General features: G+C 72.3%; 20 protein-coding genes. 8 read left to right on the forward strand and 12 right to left on the reverse strand.

Features of this window, described 5'->3' with window-relative positions; all coding sequences use genetic code 11:
• Window positions 1-119 precede the first annotated feature (119 nt).
• Window positions 120-944, reverse strand: a complete 825-nt coding sequence (locus ACZ7EC_RS14660) for a maleylpyruvate isomerase family mycothiol-dependent enzyme (RefSeq protein WP_471062488.1) — start codon at window positions 942-944, stop codon at window positions 120-122.
• 182 nt (window positions 945-1,126) lie between these two features.
• Between ACZ7EC_RS14660 and ACZ7EC_RS14665 the strand changes: the two genes are divergently transcribed.
• Entirely contained in the window at window positions 1,127-1,945 is an 819-nt protein-coding gene (locus tag ACZ7EC_RS14665; RefSeq protein WP_471062489.1) for a carbon-nitrogen family hydrolase, read from the forward strand.
• A 155-nt stretch (window positions 1,946-2,100) separates the two neighbouring features.
• Here the strand turns inward: ACZ7EC_RS14665 and ACZ7EC_RS14670 are convergent, their stop codons facing one another.
• Window positions 2,101-2,595, reverse strand: a complete 495-nt coding sequence (locus ACZ7EC_RS14670) for an LURP-one-related/scramblase family protein (protein WP_471062490.1) — start codon at window positions 2,593-2,595, stop codon at window positions 2,101-2,103.
• 154 nt (window positions 2,596-2,749) lie between these two features.
• Here ACZ7EC_RS14670 and ACZ7EC_RS14675 point away from each other — a divergent pair, with 154 nt between their 5' ends.
• Window positions 2,750-4,594, forward strand: a complete 1,845-nt coding sequence (locus ACZ7EC_RS14675; RefSeq protein ID WP_471062491.1) for an NHL domain-containing thioredoxin family protein — start codon at window positions 2,750-2,752, stop codon at window positions 4,592-4,594.
• On the opposite strand, the gene ACZ7EC_RS14680 is transcribed toward ACZ7EC_RS14675, so the two are convergent.
• The 3 genes from ACZ7EC_RS14680 to ACZ7EC_RS14690 form a co-directional block, all read right to left on the reverse strand.
• Window positions 4,582-4,842, reverse strand: coding sequence for a DUF6458 family protein (locus ACZ7EC_RS14680; protein WP_471062492.1), 261 nt, complete (start codon window positions 4,840-4,842; stop codon window positions 4,582-4,584). The two genes, ACZ7EC_RS14675 and ACZ7EC_RS14680, sit on opposite strands and share 13 nt — an antisense overlap.
• 142 nt (window positions 4,843-4,984) lie before the next feature.
• Window positions 4,985-6,283 (reverse strand): M18 family aminopeptidase, encoded by a 1,299-nt coding sequence (locus ACZ7EC_RS14685; protein WP_471062494.1) that lies wholly within the window; start codon window positions 6,281-6,283, stop codon window positions 4,985-4,987.
• A gap of 123 nt (window positions 6,284-6,406) precedes the next feature.
• Window positions 6,407-8,233 carry an acyl-CoA dehydrogenase gene (locus ACZ7EC_RS14690; protein WP_471062496.1) on the reverse strand — a complete coding sequence of 609 codons (1,827 nt, stop codon included), beginning with the start codon at window positions 8,231-8,233 and terminating at the stop codon, window positions 6,407-6,409.
• 195 nt (window positions 8,234-8,428) lie between these two features.
• On the opposite strand from ACZ7EC_RS14690, the gene ACZ7EC_RS14695 reads away from it, so the two are divergent.
• The 3 genes from ACZ7EC_RS14695 to ACZ7EC_RS14705 all read left to right on the forward strand — a co-directional run bounded on the left by ACZ7EC_RS14695 (window position 8,429) and on the right by ACZ7EC_RS14705 (window position 11,243).
• Window positions 8,429-8,911, forward strand: coding sequence for an SseB family protein (locus tag ACZ7EC_RS14695; RefSeq protein WP_071828465.1), 483 nt, complete (start codon window positions 8,429-8,431; stop codon window positions 8,909-8,911).
• A gap of 153 nt (window positions 8,912-9,064) precedes the next feature.
• Entirely contained in the window at window positions 9,065-10,042 is a 978-nt protein-coding gene (locus ACZ7EC_RS14700) for a pirin family protein (RefSeq protein ID WP_471062499.1), read from the forward strand.
• Between the two features lie 127 nt (window positions 10,043-10,169).
• Complete coding sequence (locus tag ACZ7EC_RS14705) at window positions 10,170-11,243, forward strand: AI-2E family transporter (protein ID WP_471062501.1); 1,074 nt, start codon at window positions 10,170-10,172, stop codon at window positions 11,241-11,243.
• Here the strand turns inward: ACZ7EC_RS14705 and ACZ7EC_RS14710 are convergent.
• Complete coding sequence (locus ACZ7EC_RS14710; RefSeq protein ID WP_471062502.1) at window positions 11,186-13,345, reverse strand: SpoIIE family protein phosphatase; 2,160 nt, start codon at window positions 13,343-13,345, stop codon at window positions 11,186-11,188. The two genes, ACZ7EC_RS14705 and ACZ7EC_RS14710, sit on opposite strands and share 58 nt — an antisense overlap.
• 170 nt (window positions 13,346-13,515) lie before the next feature.
• Here ACZ7EC_RS14710 and aspS point away from each other — a divergent pair, with 170 nt between their 5' ends.
• The gene (aspS, locus tag ACZ7EC_RS14715) at window positions 13,516-15,279 is read left to right on the forward strand and encodes an aspartate--tRNA ligase (protein WP_397984944.1); all 1,764 of its coding nucleotides are present in this window, start codon (window positions 13,516-13,518) and stop codon (window positions 15,277-15,279) included.
• Window positions 15,280-15,334: 55 nt separating this feature from the next.
• On the opposite strand, the gene ACZ7EC_RS14720 is transcribed toward aspS, so the two are convergent.
• The 4 genes from ACZ7EC_RS14720 to ACZ7EC_RS14735 all read right to left on the reverse strand — a co-directional run bounded on the left by ACZ7EC_RS14720 (window position 15,335) and on the right by ACZ7EC_RS14735 (window position 20,800).
• On the reverse strand, window positions 15,335-16,033 hold the full coding sequence (locus ACZ7EC_RS14720; RefSeq protein ID WP_471062504.1) for a hypothetical protein: 699 nt from the start codon (window positions 16,031-16,033) through the stop codon (window positions 15,335-15,337).
• A 97-nt stretch (window positions 16,034-16,130) separates the two neighbouring features.
• Window positions 16,131-17,861, reverse strand: coding sequence for a methionine--tRNA ligase (gene metG / locus ACZ7EC_RS14725; protein WP_397984942.1), 1,731 nt, complete (start codon window positions 17,859-17,861; stop codon window positions 16,131-16,133).
• A gap of 126 nt (window positions 17,862-17,987) precedes the next feature.
• A complete protein-coding gene (locus tag ACZ7EC_RS14730) occupies window positions 17,988-19,913 on the reverse strand; it encodes a VWA domain-containing protein (RefSeq protein WP_471062507.1) in 1,926 nt (641 codons plus the stop codon).
• A 98-nt stretch (window positions 19,914-20,011) separates the two neighbouring features.
• A complete protein-coding gene (locus ACZ7EC_RS14735; RefSeq protein ID WP_471062508.1) occupies window positions 20,012-20,800 on the reverse strand; it encodes an alpha/beta fold hydrolase in 789 nt (262 codons plus the stop codon).
• Between the two features lie 86 nt (window positions 20,801-20,886).
• Between ACZ7EC_RS14735 and ACZ7EC_RS14740 the strand changes: the two genes are divergently transcribed.
• Window positions 20,887-22,254 (forward strand): aminotransferase-like domain-containing protein, encoded by a 1,368-nt coding sequence (locus tag ACZ7EC_RS14740; RefSeq protein WP_471062510.1) that lies wholly within the window; start codon window positions 20,887-20,889, stop codon window positions 22,252-22,254.
• Here ACZ7EC_RS14740 and ACZ7EC_RS14745 read toward each other — a convergent pair.
• Both ACZ7EC_RS14745 and ACZ7EC_RS14750 read right to left on the reverse strand, forming a co-directional pair.
• Window positions 22,142-23,077, reverse strand: a complete 936-nt coding sequence (locus ACZ7EC_RS14745) for a hypothetical protein (protein WP_471062512.1) — start codon at window positions 23,075-23,077, stop codon at window positions 22,142-22,144. The two genes, ACZ7EC_RS14740 and ACZ7EC_RS14745, sit on opposite strands and share 113 nt — an antisense overlap.
• Before the next feature lie 80 nt (window positions 23,078-23,157).
• Complete coding sequence (locus ACZ7EC_RS14750) at window positions 23,158-23,640, reverse strand: hypothetical protein (RefSeq protein WP_471062514.1); 483 nt, start codon at window positions 23,638-23,640, stop codon at window positions 23,158-23,160.
• Window positions 23,641-23,825: 185 nt separating this feature from the next.
• Here ACZ7EC_RS14750 and ACZ7EC_RS14755 point away from each other — a divergent pair, with 185 nt between their 5' ends.
• Window positions 23,826-25,058, forward strand: a complete 1,233-nt coding sequence (locus ACZ7EC_RS14755; protein ID WP_471062515.1) for a PP2C family protein-serine/threonine phosphatase — start codon at window positions 23,826-23,828, stop codon at window positions 25,056-25,058.
• Window positions 25,059-25,092: the final 34 nt, after the last annotated feature.

Raw genomic sequence — 25,092 nt, forward strand, 5'->3', positions numbered from 1 at the left:
TCGGGCAACGCTAGAAGGTCGCCCCGGCCGCGGCCACCGAATTGCCGGTGCCCTGAATTCCCCTCGGCGGAAAGGACGGCACGGCATCACAGGTTCGACGGCGTCACGGCATCACGACGTCATGGCGTCACGGTGAAGTTGCGCAGAATGGCCTCCGCCAGGTCCTGATCGCCGTCCGTCTTGACGCGGTCGGCCACCGCCTCGGGGGTCACCCGGCCGCAGGCCAGCCGGACGTAGGTCTCCCAGTCCAGGGCGAGGGAGGCCACCGGACCCAGCGCCGGGGCGGTCTCCAGGGTGCCGCGGCCCTGGATGTCGACGCGGATGGTGCGCAGGAACTCCACGGGGCCGTGCACATCGAAGACGACGGCCGAACTGCGCGGCGCGTCCGCGTCCTTCGCGACGATCTTCGGCAGCGCCCCCAGCAGGATGTCCCGCGTGACGTACGCGCCGGGTGAGTCGAGGTTGCCGGGGCGGCCGAGGGCCGTGCGCAGATCCTGCTCGTGCACCCAGACGTCGAAGGCGCGCATCCGGTAGGCGTGTTCGAGGGTGATCTCCGTGCCCAGCGGCCCGCGCACCATGTGGTCCGGCCCGCGGTTCTCGTTGCGCATCTGGCGGTTGCGGCGGATGACGGTGTACTCCAGTTCGGCCGTCATCTCCGGCGCGGTGTGGTGGCGGCGGACGTCGACCTGCATCTCCATGTAGCGCTGGTGCTCGTTGGTGACGTGGAAGAGGTCGCGCGGCAGGGAGTGGATGGGGCGCGGGTCGCCCAGCAGCTCGCAGTCCAGGCCGATGACGTGCGAGACGACATCACGTACCGACCAACCGGGGCACGGTGTACGCCGGTTCCACTCGGACTCGGCCAGTGGCTGCACCATCTCGGATATCGCGTCGACGGAGTGCGTCCAGGCGTCGGCGTAGGGCTGGAGGGTGGGATGCAGACTCACGGAACGGGACCCCTCGGCGGTCGGTACACGGGCAGGTTGCGGCGGCGGTGCCAGCGGGCGGCGGCTGCACGTCGGCGGGTGTCTGGGAAGCTAAGTTACGCTGCTGGCAGGCACCCCGGCAGTGCTTTCGCGTGACGATCGTAGGCCCGTATGGACGACTCGAATGCCAGGACGGTGGTAGTGTGCGCGCCTCTCTGATCCAGATCGCCGTCGACGAGGGTGAATCGCCCGCCTCGCGCCGACAGCGCGCGGCCGCGCTGGTCCGGGCCCAGGCCGGTGCCGATCTGGTGGTGCTGCCCGAGCTGTGGACGACCGGCGCCTTCGCCTACGAGGATTTCGGCCGCGAGGCCGAGCCGCTCGACGGGCCGACCAGCGAGACGATGGCCAAGGCGGCGGCCGACGCGGGCGTGTGGCTGCACGCCGGGTCGGTCCCCGAGCGCGCGGCGTCCGCCGACGGCGGCGGGCCGGACGACGGGACCCTCTACAACACCTCCCTCGTCTTCTCCCCCTCCGGTGAGCTGGCCGCCGCCTACCGCAAGATCCACCGCTTCGGCTTCGACCAGGGCGAGGCCGTGCTGATGGGCGCGGGGCGGGAGCCGGTCACGGTCCCGCTGCCCGGCACCACGCTCGGCCTCGGCACCTGCTACGACCTGCGCTTCCCCGAACTCTTCCGCGCCCTCGTGGATGCCGGCGCCGAGGTGCTGGTGCTCCCGGCCGGCTGGCCCGAACGGCGGCGCGCGCACTGGACGCTGCTGGCTCGGGCGCGGGCGGTGGAGAACCAGGCGTTCGTGCTCGCCTGCGGAACGGCCGGGACGCACGCCGGAGTTCCCCAGGCGGGCCACTCGATCGTGGTGGACCCCTGGGGCGAGGTGCTGGCCGAGGCCGGCGCCGGCGAGGAGGTCCTCACGGTCGACTTCGACCCGGCGAAGGTGGCGGCGACGCGCGAGCAGTTCCCCGCGCTGAAGGACCGTGTCCTGGGACTGGCCCCACCCCGTCACTAGCCGAAGCCACCCTGGGCGCTGCCGACCGCTCACGCACCGCCGACCGTCCACCCGCCCGTCGACCGCGAACGCACCGCCGACGGCCCACGCGCCGCCGACCGGGAACGCGCCGGCACCACCCGCGCGCCGCGGCCCGCCCCTGAGTCCCCCTCCCCTCAGTCCCCCTCCCGCTCCTTCTCCGCGAGATGGATCACGCACACCGCTACCGCGATGAGCAGCGCCGGGTCCGCGTCCTCGCGGACGATGTCCACACCGTAGGTCTCCCGCAGATGCATCCAGCGCCGGGAGATCACGGCCAGCACCTCCCCGTCGTACTCGACCACGAACTCGCGGTCGAGGATCTTGCCGCTGACGTCCAGTTCGGAGCCCTCGGCGAGTGCCACGCGGTAGTGGTTGCGCAGCAGGGAAAGCCGCTTGCGCCGGATGGTGGCCAGGCCCTCGCCGTCCCGTTCGATCACCATCGTGTCGCGCAGGGCGAACATCTTCTGGTGGATGTCGATCAGGACCCGGCCGCGGGCGTCCTTCAGCTCGAAGGTGTCCCGCAGCCGCATGGCCTTGCCGTCGACGAGGAACACCTTGCGGCCGTGCTCGTCCTCGATCCAATAGTCTTCGCCGATGCCGAGGATCCGGTCGCGTACCAGGAATCTCATGCCCTGAGCCCTTCCCGGATCCGGCGGATTCATCACGGCGGGCGCGGGGGTATTCGCCGTGCGCGGACCGTTTTTCCACAGGCGTTGCGAGCGGGTCGTCCAGGGTTGTCCACAGGTCGAGCGGGATGCCGGGGGCCGGTGGCACTCTTGGGCCATGACCGATTCCGCACCACCCCGACGCCCCCGCGTCCGTGCCCCCGAACTGATCGGCAAGGGCGGCTGGCTGAACACGGGCGACCGCCGGTACACCCTGGCCGACCTGCGCGGCCGCATCGTCGTCCTGGACTTCTGGACCTTCTGCTGCATCAACTGCCTGCATGTCCTGGACGAGCTGCGCGAGCTGGAGCACCGGCACCGGGACACGGTGGTGGTGATCGGCGTGCATTCCCCCAAGTTCGCGCACGAGGCGGACCACACCGCGGTCGCGGACGCGGTGGAGCGGTACGGCGTCGAACACCCCGTGCTGGACGACCCCGAGCTGGCCACCTGGAAGCAGTACGCGGTGCGCGCCTGGCCGACGCTCGTGGTGATCGACCCGGAGGGGTATGTCGTCGCCCAGCACGCGGGCGAGGGCCATGTGCACGCGATCGAGCGGCTGGTGACGGAGCTGGAGGCCGAGCACGCGGCGAAGGGCACCCTGCGCCGCGGTGACGGCCCGTACGTCCCGCCGGAGCCGGAGCCGACGACACTGCGCTTTCCGGGCAAGGCATTGGCGCTGCCCTCCGGGAATCTGCTGGTCAGCGACACCACCCGGCACCAACTGGTGGAGCTCGCGCCGGACGGGGAGACGGTCGTACGGCGCATCGGCCAGGGCGGCCGCGGAGCGACCGACGGTCTGGAGGACCGCGCCCGGTTCCAGGAGCCGCAGGGGCTCGCCCTGCTGCCCGACGGCACCGTGGTGGTGGCGGACACCGTCAATCACGCCCTGCGCCGCTTCGATCCGGAGACGGGCCGCACCACGACCCTCGCGGGCACCGGGCACCAGTGGATGCAGGGCTCCGCCACCTCCGGCCCGGCCCGCGAGGTGGACCTCTCCTCCCCCTGGGACGTCGCCTGGTGGCGGGGCAAGGTGTGGATCGCCATGGCGGGCGTCCACCAGCTGTGGACGTACGACCCCGAGGACGGCACCGTCGCCGTCGCGGCCGGCACCACCAACGAGGGCCTGGTCGACGGCCCCGCCGCCGAGGCGTGGTTCGCCCAGCCCTCCGGGCTCGCGGCCACCGCCGACCGGCTGTGGCTCGCCGACTCCGAGACCAGCGCCCTGCGCTGGGTGGACCCCGGCGGCGCGGTGCACACCGCGGTCGGCACCGGTCTGTTCGACTTCGGGCACCGGGACGGCGTGGCGGAACAGGCCCTGTTCCAGCACCCCTTGGGCGTCACCGCCCTGCCGGACGGCTCGGTCGCGGTCGCCGACACCTACAACCACGCGCTGCGCCGGTACGATCCCGCGACCGGCGAGGTGACCACGCTCGCCACCGATCTGCGCGAGCCCAGTGACGCGGTGCTGGTCGGCGAGGACGTCGTGGTGGTGGAGTCGGCCCGGCACCGGCTGACCCGGCTGCGGCTGCCGGAGGAGGCGGTGCGCGTGGAGTCGGTGGCCCACCGCACCCAGCGCGCCGCCACCGAGGTCGCCCCCGGCCGGCTGCGGCTGGACGTCATCTTCCAGGCCCCGCCCGGCCAGAAGCTGGACACCCGGTACGGCCCCTCCACCCGCCTGCTGGTCTCCTCGACCCCGCCCGAGCTGCTGCTCGAGGGCGAGGGCGCGGATACCGGTCTGAGCCGCGAGCTGGAGCTCGACGCGACCGTTCAGGAAGGGGTGTTGCACATATCCGCGATGGCCGCGTCCTGCGACGACGACCCGGCCAACCAGTACCCCGCGTGCCACGTCCACCAGCAGGACTGGGGTGTCCCGGTCCGCCTTGCCGAGGGGGCGACGGACCGTCTGCCGCTCGTCCTGGCGGGCATGGACGAGCAGGAGAGCGGGTCTCAGACGCCGTAGCCGTCGGTGTAGCCGTCACCGGTGTGGTGGTGATGGTGGTGGGGTTCCTCCTCCACGATCGGCGTCGTCGGCGGTACGACGACCCGCCTGCGCCGGGCGATACCGCTGAACGTGGCGACGCCGATCAGTCCGACGGCCATCAGGATCAGGCCGACGACCGTGAGATTGACGCCGTGCATGTGCCAGTCGGTCGCGAACGTGAGTATGGCCCCCACGGCGATGAGGATGATGCATCCGCCGAGCCCCATGAGGCTTCGCCTCCCCTTTCGGTTCCGGAATCTCCGGTCCCGTCCGGGTACCCGGCGCCGCCCCGCATAGCCCTGCGCGAGGCGGCCGTCCGAAAGACGCCTTCGCGGCAGGCCGTTCGCGACCGGCCGGAGACCGCGGGGACTAGTCCACGAGGAAGGCCGTCAGGGCGTTGGCGAGGAGGAACGGGTCGTCGGCGCCGCACAGTTCGCGGGCGCTGTGCATGGACAGGATCGCCACGCCGATGTCGACCGTGCGGATGCCGTGCCGGGCCGCGGTGATCGGGCCGATGGTGGTGCCGCAGGGCATGGAGTTGTGGGAGACGAACGACTGGAAGGGGACACCGGCCCTCTCGCAGGCGGCGGTGAACACCGCGCGGCCCGAACCGTCCGTGGCGTAGCGGTTGTTGACGTTCACCTTGAGGATCGGGCCGCCGTTGACCCGCGGGTGGTGCGTCGGGTCGTGCCGCTCCGCGTAGTTGGGGTGCACGGCGTGGCCGGTGTCGGAGGAGAGGCACACACTGCCGGCGAGGGCGCGGGCGCGGTCCTCGTAGGTGCCGCCGCGGGCGAACACCGAGCGCTCCAGGACGGAGCCGAGCAGCGGGCCGTCCGCGCCGGTGTCGGACTGCGAGCCGTTCTCCTCGTGGTCGAAGGCGGCCAGCACCGGGATGCGGCTGAGCGGGGCGCCGGACGTCACGGCGGCGGCCAGCGCGGCGGCGCCCGCGTGCACGGACAGCAGGTTGTCCATGCGCGGCCCGGCGACCAGTTCGCGGTCCCGGCCGAGATAGGCCGGCGGCTCCACCGGGTGCGTCATCAGGTCCCAGCCGGCCACCGAGTGCGGTTCCAGGCCGGCCTCCTGCTCCAGGAAGGAGATCAGATCGCCGTCGAGCACCTCGTCGCCGAGACCCCACACGGGCTGGAGGTGGCGCTGCTTGTCCAGCTTGAGGCCCTCGCTGCTGACCGAGCGGTCCAGGTGGATGGCGAGCTGCGGCACCCGCAGCAGCGGCCGGTCCACGTCGACCAGGACGCTGGAGCCGTCGCGCAGGGTCAGCCGGCCGGCCAGGCCCAGATCGCGGTCGAGCCAGGAGTTCATCAGCGGGCCGCCGTAGACCTCCACGGCGACCTGCCGCCAGCCGTGCGCTCCGCTGTCCGGGCGCGGCTTGACCCGCAGGTTCGGGGAGTCGGTGTGCGCGCCGATGATGTGGAACGGCGTGTGCGGCGCGGCGCCCTCGGGGACGTACCAGGCGATGATCGCGCCGCCGCGCAGTACGTACCGGCCCCCACTGGTGCCGTCCCACGCGTCCGTCTCGGCGACCTGCCTGAATCCGGCCTTCTCCAGCCGCTCGGCGACGTTCGCCACGGCGTGGTACGGCGACGGGCCGGCCGCCAGGAAGGTCATCAGGTCGTCGGTGTGGCCGCGGTCGAAGCGGACGGGTGCGCTCATGGGATTCACCTTAACGACGGGCACGGGCCCACTCCCGGTAAGGGGAGCGGGCCCGTGCACGGAAACGGCGGGGACGTCCGGAACGTCCGGGAGCGGCGCCGCGCGGCGACGCCGGTCCGGGTCCTAGAACGCGGCCTCGTCCAGCTCCATCAGGTCCAGCTCGACGCCCGAGGCGACCTTGCGGGCGAGGGTGACGCCCGGCAGGACGTTCGCCGCGAAGAACTTCGCCGCGGCGATCTTGCCGGTGTAGAACGCCTTGTCCTTCGCGGAGGCCGTGGCGAGCTTCTCGGCGGCGATGGCGGCGCCCTTGAGCAGCAGGTAGCCGACGATGACATCGCCGGAGGCGAGCAGCAGGCGGGTGGTGTTCAGGCCGACCTTGTAGATGTTCTTGGCGTCGTCCTGGGTGGCGGCCAGGTCGGTCAGCATCAGGCCGACGATCGCCTCCAGCTCCACGGCTGCCTTGGCCAGGTGCTCGCGGGCGCCGGCCAGCTCCTCACCGCCGGTGCCGAGCGCCAGGAACTTCTTGATGTCCTCGGCGAGCGAGTTCAGCGCGGCGCCCTGGTTGCGGACGATCTTGCGGAAGAAGAAGTCCTGGCCCTGGATCGCGGTGGTGCCCTCGTAGAGGGTGTCGATCTTGGAGTCCCGGATGTACTGCTCGATCGGGTACTCCTGGAGGAAGCCGGAGCCGCCGAAGGTCTGCAGCGACTGGGCCAGCTGCTCGTAGGCCTTCTCGGAGCCGTAGCCCTTGACGACGGGCAGCAGCAGGTCGTTGAGGGCGTGCTCGGTGGAGGCGTCCTCGCCGTTCGCCTCCTTGATCTGGATCGCGTCCTGGATCGAGGCGGTGTACATCACCAGGGCGCGCATGCCCTCCGCGTACGCCTTCTGCGTCATCAGCGAGCGGCGCACGTCGGGGTGGTGGGTGATGGTGACCTTGGGCGCGGCCTTGTCCATGAAGTTGGCCAGGTCCGGACCCTGGACGCGCTCCTTGGCGTACTCCAGGGCGTTCAGGTAGCCGGTGGACAGCGTGGAGATCGCCTTCGTGCCGACCATCATGCGGGCGAACTCGATGATGCGGAACATCTGGCGGATGCCGTCGTGCTTGTCGCCGATCAGCCAGCCCTTGGCGGGGTGCCGGTCGCCGAAGGTCATCTCGCACGTGTTGGAGGCCTTCAGGCCCATCTTGTGCTCGACGTTGGTGGCGTAGACGCCGTTGCGCTCGCCCAGCTCGCCGGTCTCGAAGTCGAACAGGTACTTCGGCACCAGGAAGAGGGACAGGCCCTTGGTGCCGGGTCCGGCGCCCTCGGGACGCGCGAGCACGTAGTGGAGGATGTTCTCCGACATGTCGTGCTCACCGGAGGTGATGAAGCGCTTCACGCCCTCGATGTGCCAGGAGCCGTCCTCCTGCTGGACCGCCTTGGTGCGGCCGGCGCCCACGTCGGAGCCCGCGTCGGGCTCGGTGAGCACCATCGTGGAGCCCCACTGCTTCTCCACGGCGATCGAGGCGATGTGCTTCTGGACCTCGTTGCCCTCCTCGAAGAGGATGCCGGCGAACGCCGGGCCCGAGGAGTACATCCACACGGCCGGGTTGGCGCCCAGGATCAGCTCGGCGTAGGCCCAGATCAGGGAGCGCGGCGAGGTGGTGCCGCCGATCTCCTCGGGCAGCCCGAGACGCCAGTACTCGGACTCCATGAAGGCCTGGTAGCTCTTTTTGAAGGAGGCCGGGACCGGCGCGGTGTTGGTCTCCGGGTCGAAGACCGGCGGGTTGCGGTCGGCGTCGGCGAAGGACTCGGCCAGCTCGTTCTCCGAGAGGCGGGTCATCTCCTCCAGGATGCTCTTGGCGGTCTCGACGTCCATCTCCTCGAACGGGCCGGTGCCGTACACCTTGTCGCGCCCGAGTACTTCGAAGAGGTTGAACTCGATGTCGCGGAGATTCGACTTGTAGTGCCCCATGGCGACGGCTCCGTTGAGGGATCGGCGAGGCACTGACTCCTCGCAGCTGTTTCACGTACCAATAAGTAGCTACGATGATGCTACCCGCCGGTAATAAGGCGCAACCCCAGCCCGGCCAAGTGTGAGATGGGTCTACTCCTGTGGGCCGTTCGGGTCCATCCCTGCGGCGGCCCGGATCTCGGTACGCTTGCGCCCATGTACGGATACGGCCAGCCCATGGACGGCGGCGCCGCGCAGCAGCAGTACACGTCGGGGCAGCAGCAGATGGCGGGCGGGGCCGGCGGATACGGCCAGCAGCCGCCGCTCTATCCGGAGCCGTCCCCGCCCTCGCTCGCGGACGCCGTGCGCGCGTTCACCACCGGTCAGATGTCCCCCGAGGACTTCCAGCAGATCTTCGCCACGTCGAAGGTGTACTGCCCGCGCGGTGACACCCCCGGCTTCCTCGCCCTGCACAACACCCAGCAGCCGGTGATCCCGATGTTCACCTCGCTCAAGGAGCTGCGGCGGTACGCGGGCAAGGAGTCCAAGTACTTCGTGATCACCGGTGCGGAGGTGATCGACCTGCTGCCGACCGGCTACGGCTTCGTCCTGGACATGGAGGGCGAGCACCGGATGGTGTTCGACGCGAAGGCGGTCGAGCAGATGGTCGATTACGCGATGCGCCGCATGTACGGCTGACAGGGCCGTACCGCTGCCGGCCGGCGCTCGTACGGCTGATCGGCTGAGAGGCGCCGCTGTGCGGGCCCGGAGGGAATTCCTTCCGGGCCCGCCCTGTTGTGGGTGGCAAGAAGTTCAACGCTCAACTAAAGTGAGCGCACGAAGGAGGCCACCATGCCCGCAGTGACCGTCGAGAACCCGTTGACGCTGCCCCGTGTGACCGCCCCCGCCGACGCGGTGGCGCGCAAGGTCCTCACCGTCACCACCGCGCCGAGCGGCTACGAGGGTGAGGGCTTCCCGGTGCGCCGGGCGTTCGCGGGGATCAATTACCGCCATCTCGACCCGTTCATCATGATGGACCAGATGGGCGAGGTGGAGTACGCGCCGGGCGAGCCCAAGGGCACCCCCTGGCATCCGCACCGCGGCTTCGAGACCGTCACCTACATCATCGACGGGATCTTCGACCACCAGGACAGCCAGGGCGGCGGCGGCACCATCACCGACGGCGACACCCAGTGGATGACCGCGGGCGCCGGGCTGCTGCACATCGAGGCGCCGCCGGAGCACCTCGTCGTCTCGGGCGGACTCTTCCACGGGCTCCAGCTGTGGGTGAACCTGCCGGCCAAGGACAAGATGATGGCCCCGCGCTACCAGGACATCCGGGCCCGCAGCGTCCAGCTGCTGACCTCGCCGGACGGCGGCGCGCTGCTGCGGGTGATCGCCGGCGAGCTGGACGGCCACGAGGGTCCCGGCATCACGCACACCCCGATCACCATGGTCCACGCGACGCTCGCGCCGGGCGCGGAGATCACGCTGCCCTGGCGGGAGGACTTCAACGGGCTCGCGTACGTGCTGGCCGGCCGTGGCAGCGCCGGTGCCGAGCGCCGACCCGTCCACACGGGCCAGACGGCCGTCTTCGGTGCCGGATCCTCGCTGACCGTGCGCGCGGACGAGCGGCAGGACGGCAACACGCCGGACCTGGAGGTCGTCCTCCTCGGCGGCCGCCCGATCCGGGAGCCGATGGCCCACTACGGCCCCTTCGTCATGAACACCAAGGACGAACTGATGCAGGCCTTCGAGGACTTCCAGAAGGGCCGCCTGGGCACGGTCCCGGCCGTCCACGGCATGACCGACGAGGGTCCCGAGGCCTGACCCGACCGGAACGGGGCGCCTTTGTGGCAGGCGAAGCCCGCGGGGGCGCCCCTGAGGCACGACGGCACTCACCCGCCCGGACCCGCGGGGCGGGACACCCGGCGGCCGGCGTGATCGGCTGGGGAACGTGCCTCTGTTGCCCGAGCCCGTCCGGCGGTTCGCCGCGTGGTGTGCCGTGCTGCTGCTGGCCGCCGGGGTCGGATGGGTCGGGGTGCGGCTGTGCGCGGAGTTCCGCACCGCCGTCACCGCGGTGCTGCTCGCCCTCCTCGGCACCGCCCTGCTCGGCCCGCTGCACCGCCGCCTGGTGCGGGCCGGCGTGCGGCGCTCGGTGTCGGCCGGGCTGACCTGCGTGGCGGTGGTGGCCGTCGTCGGCGGCGCCGTCTACATCGTCGCCGCCGCCCTCGTGGACAGCGGCGACGAGATCATGACCTCCCTGCGCAACGCCGCCAAGAGCGTCTCCCGGCACTTCGGAGCCGCCGGAACCGGCCTGGAGGACCTCACCACCAACTCCGGGGAACTGCTGCGGCGTTTCGGCGGCACGGCCGTGACCAACGTGATCAGCGGGGTGAGCGTCGTCGGCGAGAGCATCGCCCTGGCCGTCCTCGCCCTCGTCCTGGTCTTCTTCTTCCTGCGCGACTCCCACCTGGTGGCGGGCGCCCTGCGCTCCCTCGCGCCCCAGGGCACCGCCGACACCCTGGAGGCCGTCGCGCGGCGCGCCTACCAGGCAGTCGAGGGCTTCATGCGCGGCACCACCCTGATCGCCCTGATCGACGCCGCCTGCATCACCGCCGGCCTGCTCGTCCTCCGGGTGCCCGGCGCCCTCGGGCTCGGCGCGCTGGTCTTCGTCGGCGCCTACATTCCCTACCTCGGCGCGTTCATCTCCGGCGCGGTCTCGGTGCTCGTCGCCCTCGCCGACCGGGGCTTCGTCATCGCGCTGTGGACGCTCGGGGTGGTGCTGGCCGTGCAGGTACTGGAGGGGCACGTGCTCCAGCCGGTGATCCAGAGCCGTACCGTGCAGATGCATCCCGCGGTGGTCATGGTCACCATCACGGCCGGCGCCTCCGTGGCGGGCATCCTCGGCATGCTCCTGGCCGTCCCGCTGACCGCGGCCGCCTTCGGTGTCGTACAGGAACTGCGCGACCGCTACCCGCCCGCACCCGCCGGGGGCTCCCCGCCACCCGGCTCCGACGCCCCCTCGTAGAGCTCGAACCAGATGCTCTTGCCCTCGCCCTGCGGGTCCACCCCCCAGGCGTGCGCGAGGAGCCCGATCAGCAGCAACCCGCGCCCGGAGGACGCCAGTTCGCCGGGCCGGCGCTTGTGCGGCAGGTCGTCGCCGCTGTCGAACACCTCCACCCGCAGCCGCCGCCGGCCGTCCTCCTCGACGACCTCGACCAGCAGCAGCGCGTCCGCGTCGGTGTGCACCAGGACGTTGGTGACCATCTCCGAGACCAGTAGCTCCGCCGAGTCGACCTGGTCGGGACAGGACCAGTCGTGCAGCACATCGCGCACATGCCGGCGCGCCACGGCGATCCGCTCCGGCTCGTCCTGGCCCACCGACAGCAGCATGCGCCGCACCCGCGAGCGCGCCGTCGCGGTGTCGTCGCGGCCGCAGCCCGGCCCCGGCCGGCACAGGAGCAGCAGCGCGATGTCGTCCTCGCGCCGGTCGGCCAGCGGTCCCGTCGTGTGGTGCGAGGACGGTCCGTGCACGCCCTGCACCAGCGCGTCGGCCAGCGCCTCCAGATCGCCCTCGTGCTTCTCCAGGATCGCCCGCAGCCGCTGCCAGCCGCTGTCCAGGTCGTGCCCGCCGGTCTCGATCAGCCCGTCGGTGCACAGCGTCAGCGTCTCTCCGGGCTGGAGCGCGAACCGGGTCGTCGGATAGTCCGCGTCCGGGTCGATGCCCAGCGGCAGCCCGCCCGCCGTCGGCCGCAGCATCACCGTGCCGTCGGCCATCCGGATCACCGGGTCCGGATGGCCCGCGCGGGCGATCTCCAGCCGCCCGCTCACCGGGTCGACCGCCACGTACAGGCAGGTCGCGAAGCGCGGGTCGGAGATCTCCGCGTCCTGCGTCATCCCGTGCAGGAAGCGGGAGGCGCGCGAGAGCACGGCGTCCGGGCGGTGTCCCTCGGAGGCGTAGGCGCGCAGCGCGATCCGCAGCTGCCCCATCAGCCCGGCCGCCCGCACATCGTGGCCCTGCACATCCCCGATGACCAGCGCGAACCGGCCGGCGGGCAGCGGGATCATGTCGTACCAGTCGCCGCCCACCTGGAGCCCGCCGCCGGTCGGGATGTAGCGGGCGGCGATCCGCACCCCCGGTACCTCCGGGCCCAGCGAGGGCAGCATGGAGCGCTGGAGGCCCTCGGTCAGCTCCCGCTCCGACTCGGCGGTCTCCGCACGGGACAGGGCCTGCGCGAGCATCCGGGCCACCGTCGTCAGCACCGCCCGCTCGTCCGGGGTGAACGCCACCGGATAGGCGAAGCCCGCCATCCAGGCGCCCATGGTGCGCCCGCCCACGGTCAGCGGCAGGAACGCCCACGAGCTGCGCCCGAAGGGCCGGGCCAGCGGCCAGGTCACCGGATAGCGCTCCCGGTACTCCTCCGGCGACGAGAGGTAGACCGCCCGCCCGGTGCGCACCACCTCGGCCGCCGGATAGTCCAGGGCCAGCGGCATGCTGGTGAACGGGCCCATCTCCTCGGACTCGTGCCCGTGGTGGCCGATCATCGTCAGCCGGTCGCCCTCCACCCCGAACACCACCAGGCCGTTCGGCGAGAACCCCGGCATCGACAGGCCCGCCGCGACCCGCAGCACCTCCGCGGTGGACCGCGCCTCGGCCAGCGCCCGGCCCGCGTCCAGCAGGAACGCCTCCCGCGAACGCCGCCAGGGCCCCGTGACCGCGGTACGGCCGCCCACCGGGTCGGGTCCGTCCGGCCCCGGCTCGGCGACCTCCTGGAGGGTCCCGGTCAGGACATAGGCGTGCCGCCCGGCGTCGTACGACGGCTTCGAGCGGCTGCGGGCGACGCGCAGGACGGTGCCCTCCTCGTCCATGATCCGCACCCGCACCTCGGCGAGCGTGCCCTCGGCGACCGCGCGCTGCACCACCGCGGTGATCTCGTTCCAGTCGGCCGGATGCAGCCGGGCGCGGGTCTGGTCCTCGGTGAGGGTGGCCGGCGCCGCGGGCAGCCCGAGCAGCCGCGCCGCCTCCGCGTCCACGGTGACCAGCTTGTCCGCGGTGTCCCAGTGCCACAGCCCGGTCGCGAGTGCGGCGAGGACGTCTCCGACGGCCGGGAGCGGCTCACCTGTACGCATTGCCCTAATTTAAGGAGTTGCGACCGGTGTGTGCCACCGTACGGCCGGGGAGGGCTCCGGGGCCGCGAATCACGGGGAGCCGACCGTGGGGTGGCCGGTACCCTTGGACCAGCCAGGGTCGGCAACCCCGGCGGTCATCACCCGAAACCCACGAAGGACGATGAACGACGATGCATCGGTACAGGTCCCACACCTGCGGCCAGCTCCGCGCCTCTGACGTCGGCACCGACGTCCGGCTCAGCGGCTGGCTGCACAATCGGCGCGACCTGGGCGGCATCCTCTTCATCGATCTGCGCGACCACTACGGCATCACGCAGCTGGTCGCCCGCCCCGGCACCCCCGCCTACGAGGCCCTGGACAAGCTCTCCAAGGAGTCCACGGTCCGCGTCGACGGCTCCGTTGTTTCACGTGGAACCGAGAACGTGAACCCGGACCTGCCGACCGGCGAGATCGAGGTCGAGGTGACCGAGGTCGAGCTGCTCGGCGCGGCCCAGCCGCTGCCCTTCACCATCAACGCCGAGGACGGGGTCAACGAGGAGCGGCGCCTGGAGTACCGCTTCCTCGACCTGCGCCGCGAGCGCATGCACCGCAACATCATGCTGCGTACGGCGGTCATCTCCGCGATTCGCCACAAGATGACCGCGCTCGGCTTCAACGAGATGGCGACGCCGATCCTGTCCGCGACCTCCCCCGAGGGCGCCCGCGACTTCGTCGTCCCCTCCCGGCTGAACCCCGGCAAGTTCTACGCGCTGCCGCAGGCCCCGCAGCAGTTCAAGCAACTGCTGATGATCTCCGGCTTCGACCGCTACTTCCAGATCGCGCCCTGCTTCCGCGACGAGGACGCCCGCGCCGACCGTTCGCCGGGCGAGTTCTACCAGCTCGACGTCGAGATGAGCTTCGTCGAGCAGGAGGACGTCTTCCAGCCGATCGAGAAGCTCATGACCGAGCTGTTCGAGGAGTTCGGCGGCGGCCGGCACGTCACCTCCCCCTTCCCGCGGATCCCGTTCCGCGAGGCGATGCTGAAGTACGGCTCCGACAAGCCGGACCTGCGCGCCAAGCTGGAGCTGGTGGACATCACCGATGTCTTCGAGGGCTCGGAGTTCAAGGCGTTCGCGGGCAAGCACGTGCGCGCGCTGCCGGTGCCGGCGGTGCAGGACCAGCCGCGCAAGTTCTTCGACCAGCTCGGCGACTTCGCGGTGACGCTGGGCGCCAAGGGCCTGGCCTGGGTCCGCGTCGGCGAGGACGGCACGCTGACCGGCCCGATCGCGAAGTTCCTCACCGAGGAGAACGTCGCCGAGCTGACCAAGCGCCTCTCCCTCGCCCCCGGCCACGCGATCTTCTTCGGTGCCGGCGAGTACGACGAGGTCTCCAAGATCATGGGCGCGGTCCGCGTCGAGGCCGCCAAGCGCGCCGGCCAGTTCGAGGAGAACGTCTTCCGCTTCTGCTGGATCGTCGACTTCCCGATGTACGAGAAGGACGAGGAGACCGGCAAGATCGACTTCTCGCACAACCCCTTCTCGATGCCGCAGGGCGGCCTGCAGGCACTGGAGACGCAGGACCCGCTGGACATCCTGGGCTGGCAGTACGACATCGTCTGCAACGGCGTCGAGCTGTCCTCCGGCGCGATCCGGAACCACGAGCCGGAGATCATGCTGAAGGCGTTCGAGATCGCGGGCTACGACCGGGAGACCGTCGAGGAGAAGTTCGCCGGCATGCTGCGCGCGTTCCGCTTCGGCGCCCCGCCGCACGGCGGCATCGCCCCCGGTGTGGACCGTATCGTCATGCTCCTCGCGGACGAGCCCAGCATCCGCGAGACGATCGCCTTCCCGCTCAACGGCAACGCCCAGGACCTGATGATGGGCGCCCCGACCGAGCTGGAGGAGTCCCGGCTGCGCGAGCTGCACCTGAGCATCAGGAAGCCGCAGCCGAAGTAGTCCCCCCGCAGGCGCGAGACGCCCGGACCCCCTCGGGGTGCCGGGCGTCTTCGCGTCACTCGCCCTCTTCCCGCTCGGTCTCCTCCAGGTCGGGGAAGGCGCCGTCCTCCAGCAGCCGCTCGGCGATGTCGTCCGACCACCGCTGGGCCCAGGCCCGCAGCCCGGCGATCTCCGCCTCGTCGAGGCCGTACCGGGTGAAGTGGGTGTCGGGGTAGAAGTCGGTGCCGGTCAGCCGGGACTGGAGGGTGGGCAGGTCGAAGGCGTCATGGGCGTGCCGGCGGCCCAGTTCCTCCAGGTCGGGCAGGGAGAACCGGCTCGCCGCGGCCCGCGCGTCGATCAGGTCGACGGCGGCGCCCCGGTCGTAGAGCGCGCGGATCTTCGTACCGACGGCGTCCTCCAGGCACAGCGCGGGCCCGTACGCGGTGAGCTCCGGCGGCCCCCACAGGCTCTCCTTGTGCAGGCCGAGGACGCCGGGCTCGCCGGTCGGCGGGTCGGTGACGGTGAGCCGCGCGGTGCGCGCGGTCACGTCCCCGGCGCGGACGGTACGACCCCTCGCCTCCAGGGCGGCCGTGACCGCGCAGGCGATGCGCGGCATGTCCTCGGCGCTCTCGGTGGCGAGGTCGACGTCGCCGTGCGGGCGCCGCAGGAGCGCGTGCGCCTCCAGCGCGTATCCGCCGGCGAGGACCAGACCATGCGGTCCGCCCGCCGTGACGGCGTCCGCGATCAGCCGCCGGTGGGGTTCGGGAAGGTTCACGAGATCCGATCTCTGCCAGAGGAAGCGGACCCGCAGGACACGAACAGGGCCCGGAAGCCATGATGACGTTCCGGGCCCTGCGGTGCCGCACGACGACTCAGGCGGTCGGCTCCGCCTTGTCCTCGCCGCCGAAGCGCTCCTTGTAGGCGGCCAGATCGTCGTCCGTCAGCTTGGCGAACAGGACCGGCGGGACCGTGAAGGGGGTGCCGGCCGGCACCGAGGTGAGGGACTTGGCCTCGTCCCCACTCACCCAGGTGGCGGTGTCCGAGGCGAGGGCGAAGGCACCGCGCATGGCCGCTGCCGTGGCCGGGATCAGGGGCTCGGAGACGACCGCGTAGAGGTGGATGAGGTTCATCGCCGTGCGCAGGGTGAGGGCCGCGCCGTCCTTGTCGGTCTTGATCTCCAGCCAGGGGGCCTTCTCCTCCAGGTAGGAGTTGCCGGCCGACCACAGTGCGCGCAGGGCCGCCGCGGCCTTGCGGAACTGGAGGGACTCCATCTGCGACTCGTACTCCGCGAGGAGCCTCGCGATCTCCTCGCCGAGCCTCGCCTCCGCCTCGCCCGGCTCGCCGCCGGCCGGGACGTCGTCGCCGAAGCGCTTGCGGGAGAAGGACAGGACGCGGTTGACGAAGTTGCCGAGCGTGTCGGCCAGGTCCTTGTTCACCGTGGCGGTGAAGTGCTCCCAGGTGAAGGACGAGTCGTCCGACTCCGGGGCGTTGGCGATCAGGAAGTAGCGCCAGTAGTCGGCGGGCAGGATGGACAGGGCCTGGTCGGTGAACACACCCCGCTTCTGCGAGGTGGAGAACTTGCCGCCGTAGTACGTCAGCCAGTTGAAGGCCTTGACGTAGTCGACCTTCTTCCACGGCTCGCGCACGCCCAGTTCCGTGGCCGGGAACATCACCGTGTGGAACGGGACGTTGTCCTTGGCCATGAACTCCGTGTAGCGGACTTCGGTGTCGACGTCGTACCACCAGGACTTCCAGTCCCGGTTGGCCTGGTCCTGGTCCGCCCATTCCTTCGTCGCGCCGATGTACTCGATCGGGGCGTCGAACCAGACGTAGAAGACCTTGCCCTCGGCCGCCAGCTCGGGCCAGGTGTCCGCCGGGACCGGGACACCCCAGTCCAGGTCGCGGGTGATCGCCCGGTCGTGCAGACCCTCGGTCAGCCACTTGCGGGCGATGGAGGAGGCCAGCTGCGGCCAGTCGGCCTCATGCCGGGCGACCCACTCCTCGACCTCGTGCTGGAGCTTGGACTGGAGCAGGAAGAGGTGCTTGGTCTCGCGGACCTCCAGGTCGGTGGAGCCGGAGATCGCGCTGCGCGGGTTGATCAGGTCGGTCGGGTCCAGCACGCGGGTGCAGTTCTCGCACTGGTCGCCGCGGGCCTTGTCGTAGCCGCAGTGCGGGCAGGTGCCCTCGACGTAGCGGTCCGGGAGGAACCGGCCGTCGGCGGGGCTGTAGACCTGGCGGATCGCCCGCTCCTCGATGAAGCCGTTCTCGTTCAGCTTGCGGGCGAAGTGCTGGGTGATCTCGCGGTTCTCGGCGGAGGAGCTGCGGCCGAAGTAGTCGAAGGCCAGCGCGAAGCCGTCGTAGACCGCCTTCTGGGCGTCGTGCGCCTGCGCGCAGAACGCGTCCACGGGAAGGCCCTGCTCCTTGGCGGCCAGCTCGGCGGGGGTGCCGTGCTCGTCGGTGGCGCAGATGTAGAGGACGTCGTGGCCGCGCTGGCGGAGGTAGCGGGAGTAGACGTCGGCCGGGAGCATGGACCCCACCATGTTGCCCAGGTGCTTGATCCCGTTGATGTACGGAAGGGCGCTGGTGATGAGGTGTCGAGCCATCGCGGGCTGCTCCCAGGTCGGGTTGTTTTACGAACCTTGAAATGGTAGCCGAGACGGGTGGGCCGCCCGCTTCCCGTTTTACAGGGTGGGAAGGGGCGGCCGGTGACCGGGCGGGACGTCCCGCGGTTACGGGCGCCAGGTGGCGAGGACGCCCTCGTAGAGTTCCGTGTCCGTCAGTTCGCGGGGGGTGGGGCCCGCGTGGAAGAAGGCGGTGTTGGGGGTCTTCAGCTTGCGGAGGTAGTCGAAGGCCTTGTTGTCCGTGTCACCGAACGCGACGAAGGAGAAGAACACCGTGGGGTGGGACGTCGCGGCGGCGGTCAGGGCCTGGGTCGCGGGGGTCTTGGCGTCGGGGGCGCCGTCGGTCTGGAAGACGACGAGGGCCGGGGTGCCGGGGGCGACGTTGGCGTCGTAGTGGGCCAGTACGGCTTCCACGGCGGCGTGGTAGCTGGTACGGCCCATCCGGCCCAGGCCCGCGTGGGTGTCGTCGATCCGCGTCGCGTGGTCCGGGGTGAGGGTGAGGTCGGTGGTGCCGTCCACTTCGGTGGAGAAGAAGACGGTGTGGACCGTGGCCTCGGGGTCCAGGTGCGCGGCGAGGGCGAGCGTCTGGTCGGCGAGGGCCTGGGCGGAGCCGTCCTTGTAGTAGGGCCGCATGCTCGCGGAGCGGTCCAGCACCAGGTAGAGCTTGGCACGGGTGCCGGTGAGGTCGGTCTTCGCGAGGGGGTCGGTGGCGGCGGTGTAGGCGGTGGCGAGCGTGGGGGCGTTCTTCTTGAGCGCGGCGAGGGGGGTCGCGGGGGTGCGGGCGTGGTCCGCGTCTTCGCCGTCGGCGGCGTGCGGGTCGTCGGGGCCCTCGGCGAGGGCGGTGGGCGCCGCCGCCGTTGCCTCCGGCTCGGGTCCGGTGGGCTCGGTGGCCGGTGCGGGGGACTGCTCGGCGGTCTCCGTGGACGCGGCCGGGGCCGGGAGGTCCGAGGGCTCCTCGTCCGCGGGCGCGGCTGCCGGCTGCCCGTCGGTGGCCTCGTGCGTCCCTACGGCGACCGGCACAGGCTCCGGCTCCGCCGCGGGCTCAGGAGAGTCGGACTCGGTCTCCGCCGCCGGCTCCGCCTGCGCGGTGGGCTCAGCGCCGGTGTCGGTCTCCGGCTGGACATCCGCCTCGGTCTCGACCGCGGGTTCACCCCCGGCCGCTACCGCCTCGGCCCCGATCCCAGGCTCGGGTTCCGGCTCGGTCTCCGGCTGGAGGCGCGCCTCGGCCGCCGCTTCGGGCTCGGCCTCAGCCGCTGCACGCTCGGCTTCGGGTTCCGTCTCGGCTTCGCCCTCTGCCGTCGTCTCGGCGCTGGTCCCGGTTTCCAGCTCTGGCTCGGCCACGACCTCGGCCGCCACCCGCTCAGTCTCGGGTTCCGGCTCGGGCTCCGTGTCCGCCTCGGTCTCGGCCTGCACCTCGGCCACGACATCGGCGTCGGCCGCTGCCTGCTCGGCTTCGGGCTCCGGCTCGGTGGCCGGCTCGGCCTGGCCTCGCACCGTCGTCTCGTTGCCGGTCTCGGGTTCCGGCTCGGGCTCCGTGTCCGCCTCGGTCTCGGCCTGCACCTCAGCCACGGCCTCAGCCACAGCCACGGCCTCGGCCTCGGCCTCGGCCTCAGCCCCAGCCTCGATCTCCGCCTCGGCCTCAGCCGCAGCCTCGGCCTCGGTCTCCGCCACGACCTCGGGCTCCGCCCGTTCAGCCTCGGGCTCCGGGTCGGTGGTCGGTTCGGGGGCAGTCGTCGCCGGGGGCTCGGCCTCGGTTGCCGGGGGCGCCGCAGCCTCGGTCCCGGTCTCGTGTCCAGGGTTGCCGTCGGCCTCGGGCTCCCCCGCCTGCTTCGGGACCCGTACCTTGTCGAACGCGGCCGCCACCAAGTCGTGTTCCCCGGCGGTCGGGGACTCGCGGGGCTCGGGGATCACCGGGGCCGGCTCGCGGGTGTCCGGTGTGGCCGGGGCCGGTCGGGGCGTCGCACCCTCCGCCTCGGCGGCCCGGAGTTTGCGTGAGCGGCCGAACGCGTTTCGCAGGAGAGTGAGAATGCCCATGTGTGCAACCCTTCGCTGAGGTGACACCGTCAATCGCTGGCCAGGACGGACACGTAAGGTTAGCGGCCCTGGCCGCGGTGCCCGGTCCGCGTCCCTGCCTACGCGGTCCCGTCCACGCGGGGGAGGAAGGCCGCCAGCGCGCGGTTGAACTCCTCGGGGCGTTCCAGATTCGGCAGATGCGCCGCGCCCTCGACCACCTCGACGACGGAGTCCGGCAGCACGGCGCCCAGGGCCTCGGCGTCCGGGACGGGCGTGTAGGTGTCGTCGGCGCCGACCAGGATCAGCGCCGGAGCGGAGACGCGCGCCAGCACCGGCCGGTAGTCGGGGCGTTCGGCACGGCCGCGCAGGGAGGCCGCGGCGCCCTCCGGCGGCGTGGCCGTCATCATGCCGTGCACCTGCGCCTTCACCCGCGCGTCGGCGTAGGGCGCGACCATCCGTTCCAGCACCTCGTCGGCGTACCCCCGCATCCCCTCGGCGAGCAGCCGGTCCGCCATCGCGCGCCGGACCCGCTTCCCCTCGGCCGTCTCCGGAGCGGCGGAGGTGTCGGCCAGGACCAGGCCCCGGACCCGGTCGCCGAACCGGTCGCAGCACTCCATCGCGATCTGGCCGCCCATCGACAGCCCCACCGCCACGAACGCGTCCACACCCAGGAAGCCCAGGAGTTCCGCCAGGTCGGCGGCGTGGCGGGCGAAGGGGACCGTGCCCGGCGTCACCGGTGAGGCGCCGTAGCCGCGCAGGTCCGGGGCGATCACCCGACGCCCGGCCGAGAACCGCGCCACCTGCGGGTCCCACATCGTGCGGTCGAAGGGGTGGCCGTGGAGGAGGAGAAGAGGGAGCCGGTGCGTGGTTCGTGGGCCTTTGTCGGTGTAAGCGAGGGAAGGGAGCATGCGGGTGACCCTAGGGGCCCCAACTCCTCGGTGCAATAAGATCTTTGCCCTCGGTGCAATCCGGGACGGGAGCGACAGGGGGATCCGTGAACGACTTCCGGCGTATCGCCGACCGGATAGCCGCCGACATCGCGAGCGGGCGGCTGCGGCCGGGCCAGCGGCTGCCCCCGCAGCGGGCGTTCGCGCGGCGGCACGGGCTGGCCCCCTCCACCGCGGGGCGGGTGTACGCCGAACTCGTGCGCCGGGGGCTGGTGGTGGGCGAGGTCGGCCGCGGCACGTTCGTACGGGCCGGTGCGCCGGACGGGCAGCCGGGGCGCGCCCTGACCGAGGCGGCGGGCGCCGAGCCCGTGAACCTGGAGCTCAACTATCCCTACCTTCCCGGGCAGTCGGAGATGCTGAGCCCGGTCCTCGCCTCGCTCGCGCGGTCCGACGCGCTCGGGGACACGCTGCGGCCCGCCGCGGTCGCGGGCACGCCGGCCGCGCGGGAGGCGGTCGCCGGGCTGCTCGCCCGAGACGGGGTGCGCGCCGAGCCGGAGCGGATCCTGTTCACCGGCAACGCCCGGCAGGCGATCGCCGCCACGCTCGTCTCCCTGGTCCGGCCCGGCGGCCGTGTCGGCGTCGAACCGCTGACGTATCCGATGGTCAAGGAGATCGGTGTCCGGCTCGGCCACACCCTGGTGCCGATCGGCACGGACGAGGAGGGCCCCCGGCCGGACGCCCTCGCCGCCGCCCACCGCGCCGCGCCCCTGTCCGCCCTCTACCTCCAGCCCACCCTGCACAACCCGACCACGCTGACCATGAGCGCGGGCCGCCGGGCCGAGCTGGCGGACGCCGTCCACAGGCTGGGGATACCGGTGGTCGAGGACCGCGTCTGGTCCTTCCTCCACCCGCCGGGCCGCACGAGCGCACCCCCGCTCGCGGCCCTCGCCCCCGGCCACGTCCACCTGGTCGACGGTCTCTCCAAGCGGGTCGCGCCCGGACTCACCGCCGGCTTCGTCGTCGTACCCGAGGACCGGACCGAGGCCGTGGCGCGGGCGATCAGGGCCGGGGGGTGGAACGCGGGCGGGTTCGCGCTGGAGGCGGCGGTGCGGTGGATCGGCGACGGAACCGTGGAGCGGCTGGTGGCGGCCAAGCGGCGGGACGCCGCGCGGCGCCGGCGGCTGCTGGCCGGGGAACTGGACGGATTCGCCGTCCGGTCGGACCCGGCCGCGTACTTCGCCTGGTGGCAGCTGCCGGCGCCGTGGCGGGCCGACACCTTCGCGGCGGCGGCGCGGGAGCGGGGGATCGCCGTCACGCCGGGGACGGCGTTCGCGGTGGGGCCCGGCGGGGCGCCGGACGCGGTCAGGCTTGGACTCGGGTCGGTTCCTGAGCCGGAGCTGGCGCGGGCTCTTTCGGTCCTCGCAGCCGTCGCACGAGGCGGCCGGGGCGCAGGTTCCGGGTCAGCCAGGTGGTGAGGGCCACCGTGAGGCCGAGGCCGAGCAGCAGCCAGGAGACGGTGCGCAGGGTGCCGGTCAGGGCGTCGTAGACGGCTCCCGCGGCCGGGCGGGGCACGTCGGCGGGCAGGCCGGCGATGGTCAGGGTGCGGCCGACGGCGACCGCGAGCCCGAGCAGCGCGCCGCCGAGAGCGGTGCCCAGCGCGGTCGCGGCGATGGCCCGGCGGCGGCGCACGGCCAGGGCGATCCCCGCGGCGGCGAAGACCACGGCCGCGAGCGGCAGCCAGAATCCGGCGACTTCGAGCACGTGGAACCCCTTTCGGAGCGAGGACAGTTCGTCGGCCGGGAGCACGGCGACCGCCGTGTGCTGCACCGGGATACGGGTGGCGAGCGGTATGTGCTCGTCGCTGAGCTGCTGTTTGACCTGGGCGGTGACGGGGGCGAAGTCCACGGTGACCGGCTCGGCGGCCGCCTCGTCGCGGTCGTCGCGCAGGGCCCGCAGCACCGCGTCGTGGGTGACCCGGTTGCCCGCGTCCCAGGCGAGCCGGAAGGCCCGTGTCTGGGTGAAGGAACGCACGGCGTCGTGCACGAAGGGGCGTACGGGATCTTGCAGCGGGCCGGCGTCCAGCCGGTGGCCGGCCTCGCGGAGCAGGCTGTCGCCGACGGCGTCCGCGACCGCCTCCCGCACGTCCGGGTCGGTGGCGAGCGGGGCCATCGTGGTGACGTACCGGCCCGTGTCGGTGAGCCCGTACGTCGCCCACAGCGCCAGCGCGCCGAACGGCACGAGCAGGCAGGACAGGGTGATCAGTACGGCCGACAGGGCGCTCCTCATACGTGGCGGCACCCTCTCAGGCAACGGCCCGCGGGGCCGGTGCGCGAGCGGAGTGCGTCCGCTCGGGCGATGGCGGCGGAGCGCGCCCGGCCTCAGCGGACCCGCCGTCCGAAGGCGTCCTCGCGGGTGTAGTACCGGTAGAAGAAGGCGATGAAGGTGGCCCCGGCGATCAGCAGGGACATCAGGAGGGACCGCACGATCGAGTGGTCGCTCTGGCTGTAGATGAAGCCGAAGGCGATGCCGACGAACGCCGTCCACAGCAGTGCGTGCACCTCCCGGATCATCCGGGGGGCCAGCGCCAGCAGGGCGATGCAGACCACGGCGAAGACGAGGGCGCTGGCGAAGCCGAGCAGCAGGTTCCAGCCGGTGACGGGGCCGCCCGCGCGGTTGATGGCCGCGACCCAGTAGCCGTAGATCAGGGCCAGGACGACGGGGACCGCGATCCGGGCGATGCGATGGGTGCGGGCGCCGAGGACGTCGGGTGTCGGGCGCCGGTCCGGGGAGGTGCCGGCCCGCACCTCGGGCGCCGGGGCGCGCCGGGGGATTCCGCCGGATGTGGGTGCCGCATGAGCCATGGGAGCACTCCTTCCTCCTCGCCCCCGTTCCGCTATCCAATGCACACCCGGCCGAAGGCCCCGGCAAGTCGGCCGGGGCTCCGGGCCCGGAATCCCGGCGTTTTCGGCGGTTCCGGGCCGGCCGAGGCGCACATACGGGCCACGGGTGCGCGTGTGCCGACGGCGAAGCTGGAGACTCGGACCCCGTGACCGGCACGAGGTACCAGCGGTTGCGTCCGCCGCGGATCTGCGGACGGGGCTACGCGTGGCTGCTGCCTTCGCTGACGCTCGTCGGCATCGCGGTGCTGGACCTCAACACCGGCGCGCACTTCCGGTTCGTCTCCTGGGTGGTCCTGGTGCCCGGCATCGCCTCCGCGGTCTGCGGGGTGTGGACGACGGCCGGGTTCGCGGCGCTGTCCCTGGTGACGTACGTCCTCGTGGACAACGCCTGGCCCGACCAGTACCGGGCGGGCCTGCCCGACTTCCTGCTGGTCGCCCTCGGCGGCGTGCTGGCCGTGTTCGCGGCGGTGGTGCGCACCCGGCGGGAGCGGCGCGTGCTGCACATGCAGGACATCGCGGAGACCACGGTACGGGCGGTGCTGCGGCCGCTGCCCAGGCGCTGGGCCGGTGTGGAACAGGCGGGCGTGTACCTCGCCGCGGACGTGGAGGCGCAGGTCGGAGGCGACTTCTACGACATCCAGCCCGGTCCGTACGGCACCCGTGTGCTCGTCGGCGATGTGCAGGGCAAGGGCCTCGGCGCGGTGGAGGCGGCGGCCGCGCTGCTCGGCAGCTTCCGGGAGGCCGGCTATTTCGAGGAGGACCTGCGGACCGTCGCCGAGCACCTGGAGACCCGGATCGTCCGGCACCGCATGCACACCGCCGTGGTCGGCAGCCAGGACGGGGAGCGGTTCGCCACGGCGGTGCTGGCCGCCTTCTCCCGCGAGGCCCCCGGCATGGTCGACATCATCAACTTCGGGCACGAGGCGCCGCTCGCGGTCGGACCGCACGGGGTGCGGGAGCTGCCCTGCGGTGACGGGGTGCCGCTCGGCCTGAGCGATCTGACCGGGGGGCTGCCGCCGACGCACCGGGTGCCGCTCGCGCCGGACGAGACGCTGCTGCTGGTCACCGACGGGGTGACGGAGGCCCGCGACCGCAAGGGCGAGTTCTACGACGTGGTCCGCGACGTCGGCGAGGCGGTCGCCGCCGACCCCGCCTGCGCCGAGCCCGGCCGCCTGGTCCGCCGGGTCCGCGACGGCGTGCTCCGGCACAGCCGTGGACAGCTGGCCGACGACACCACCGCTTTCGCGGTCCGCCGCCTTCCGGAGGACGAGGAGCCCCGGGACCCCGCGCTCCTGCCGGCGGCGGAGGCGCAGCGGCTTCCTGGCTTGGGCCGCGGATGGGGTGCGTGGGGGACGGGCAGGCCCTCCGAACGGGGTTGATCCACCGCCTGCGGCGCGGCCCGCGGGTCACAGC

The sequence above is a fragment of the Streptomyces sp. NPDC037203 genome (assembly GCF_055605065.1).

Bases quoted from the DNA above. Each gene is read 5' to 3' on its own strand.
- ACZ7EC_RS14750 (WP_471062514.1), bottom strand. From the start codon at position 23,640: ATGGCTCATGCGGCACCCACATCCGGCGGAATCCCCCGGCGCGCCCCG.
- ACZ7EC_RS14685 (WP_471062494.1), bottom strand. From the start codon at position 6,283: ATGAGCGCACCCGTCCGCTTCGACCGCGGCCACACCGACGACCTGATG.
- ACZ7EC_RS14710 (WP_471062502.1), bottom strand. From the start codon at position 13,345: ATGCGTACAGGTGAGCCGCTCCCGGCCGTCGGAGACGTCCTCGCCGCA.
- ACZ7EC_RS14735 (WP_471062508.1), bottom strand. From the start codon at position 20,800: ATGCTCCCTTCCCTCGCTTACACCGACAAAGGCCCACGAACCACGCAC.
- ACZ7EC_RS14690 (WP_471062496.1), bottom strand. From the start codon at position 8,233: ATGGGGCACTACAAGTCGAATCTCCGCGACATCGAGTTCAACCTCTTC.
- ACZ7EC_RS14695 (WP_071828465.1), top strand. From the start codon at position 8,429: ATGTACGGATACGGCCAGCCCATGGACGGCGGCGCCGCGCAGCAGCAG.
- metG (WP_397984942.1), bottom strand. From the start codon at position 17,861: ATGGCTCGACACCTCATCACCAGCGCCCTTCCGTACATCAACGGGATC.
- ACZ7EC_RS14700 (WP_471062499.1), top strand. From the start codon at position 9,065: ATGCCCGCAGTGACCGTCGAGAACCCGTTGACGCTGCCCCGTGTGACC.
- ACZ7EC_RS14730 (WP_471062507.1), bottom strand. From the start codon at position 19,913: ATGGGCATTCTCACTCTCCTGCGAAACGCGTTCGGCCGCTCACGCAAA.
- aspS (WP_397984944.1), top strand. From the start codon at position 13,516: ATGCATCGGTACAGGTCCCACACCTGCGGCCAGCTCCGCGCCTCTGAC.
- ACZ7EC_RS14670 (WP_471062490.1), bottom strand. From the start codon at position 2,595: ATGAGATTCCTGGTACGCGACCGGATCCTCGGCATCGGCGAAGACTAT.
- ACZ7EC_RS14680 (WP_471062492.1), bottom strand. From the start codon at position 4,842: ATGGGGCTCGGCGGATGCATCATCCTCATCGCCGTGGGGGCCATACTC.
- ACZ7EC_RS14675 (WP_471062491.1), top strand. From the start codon at position 2,750: ATGACCGATTCCGCACCACCCCGACGCCCCCGCGTCCGTGCCCCCGAA.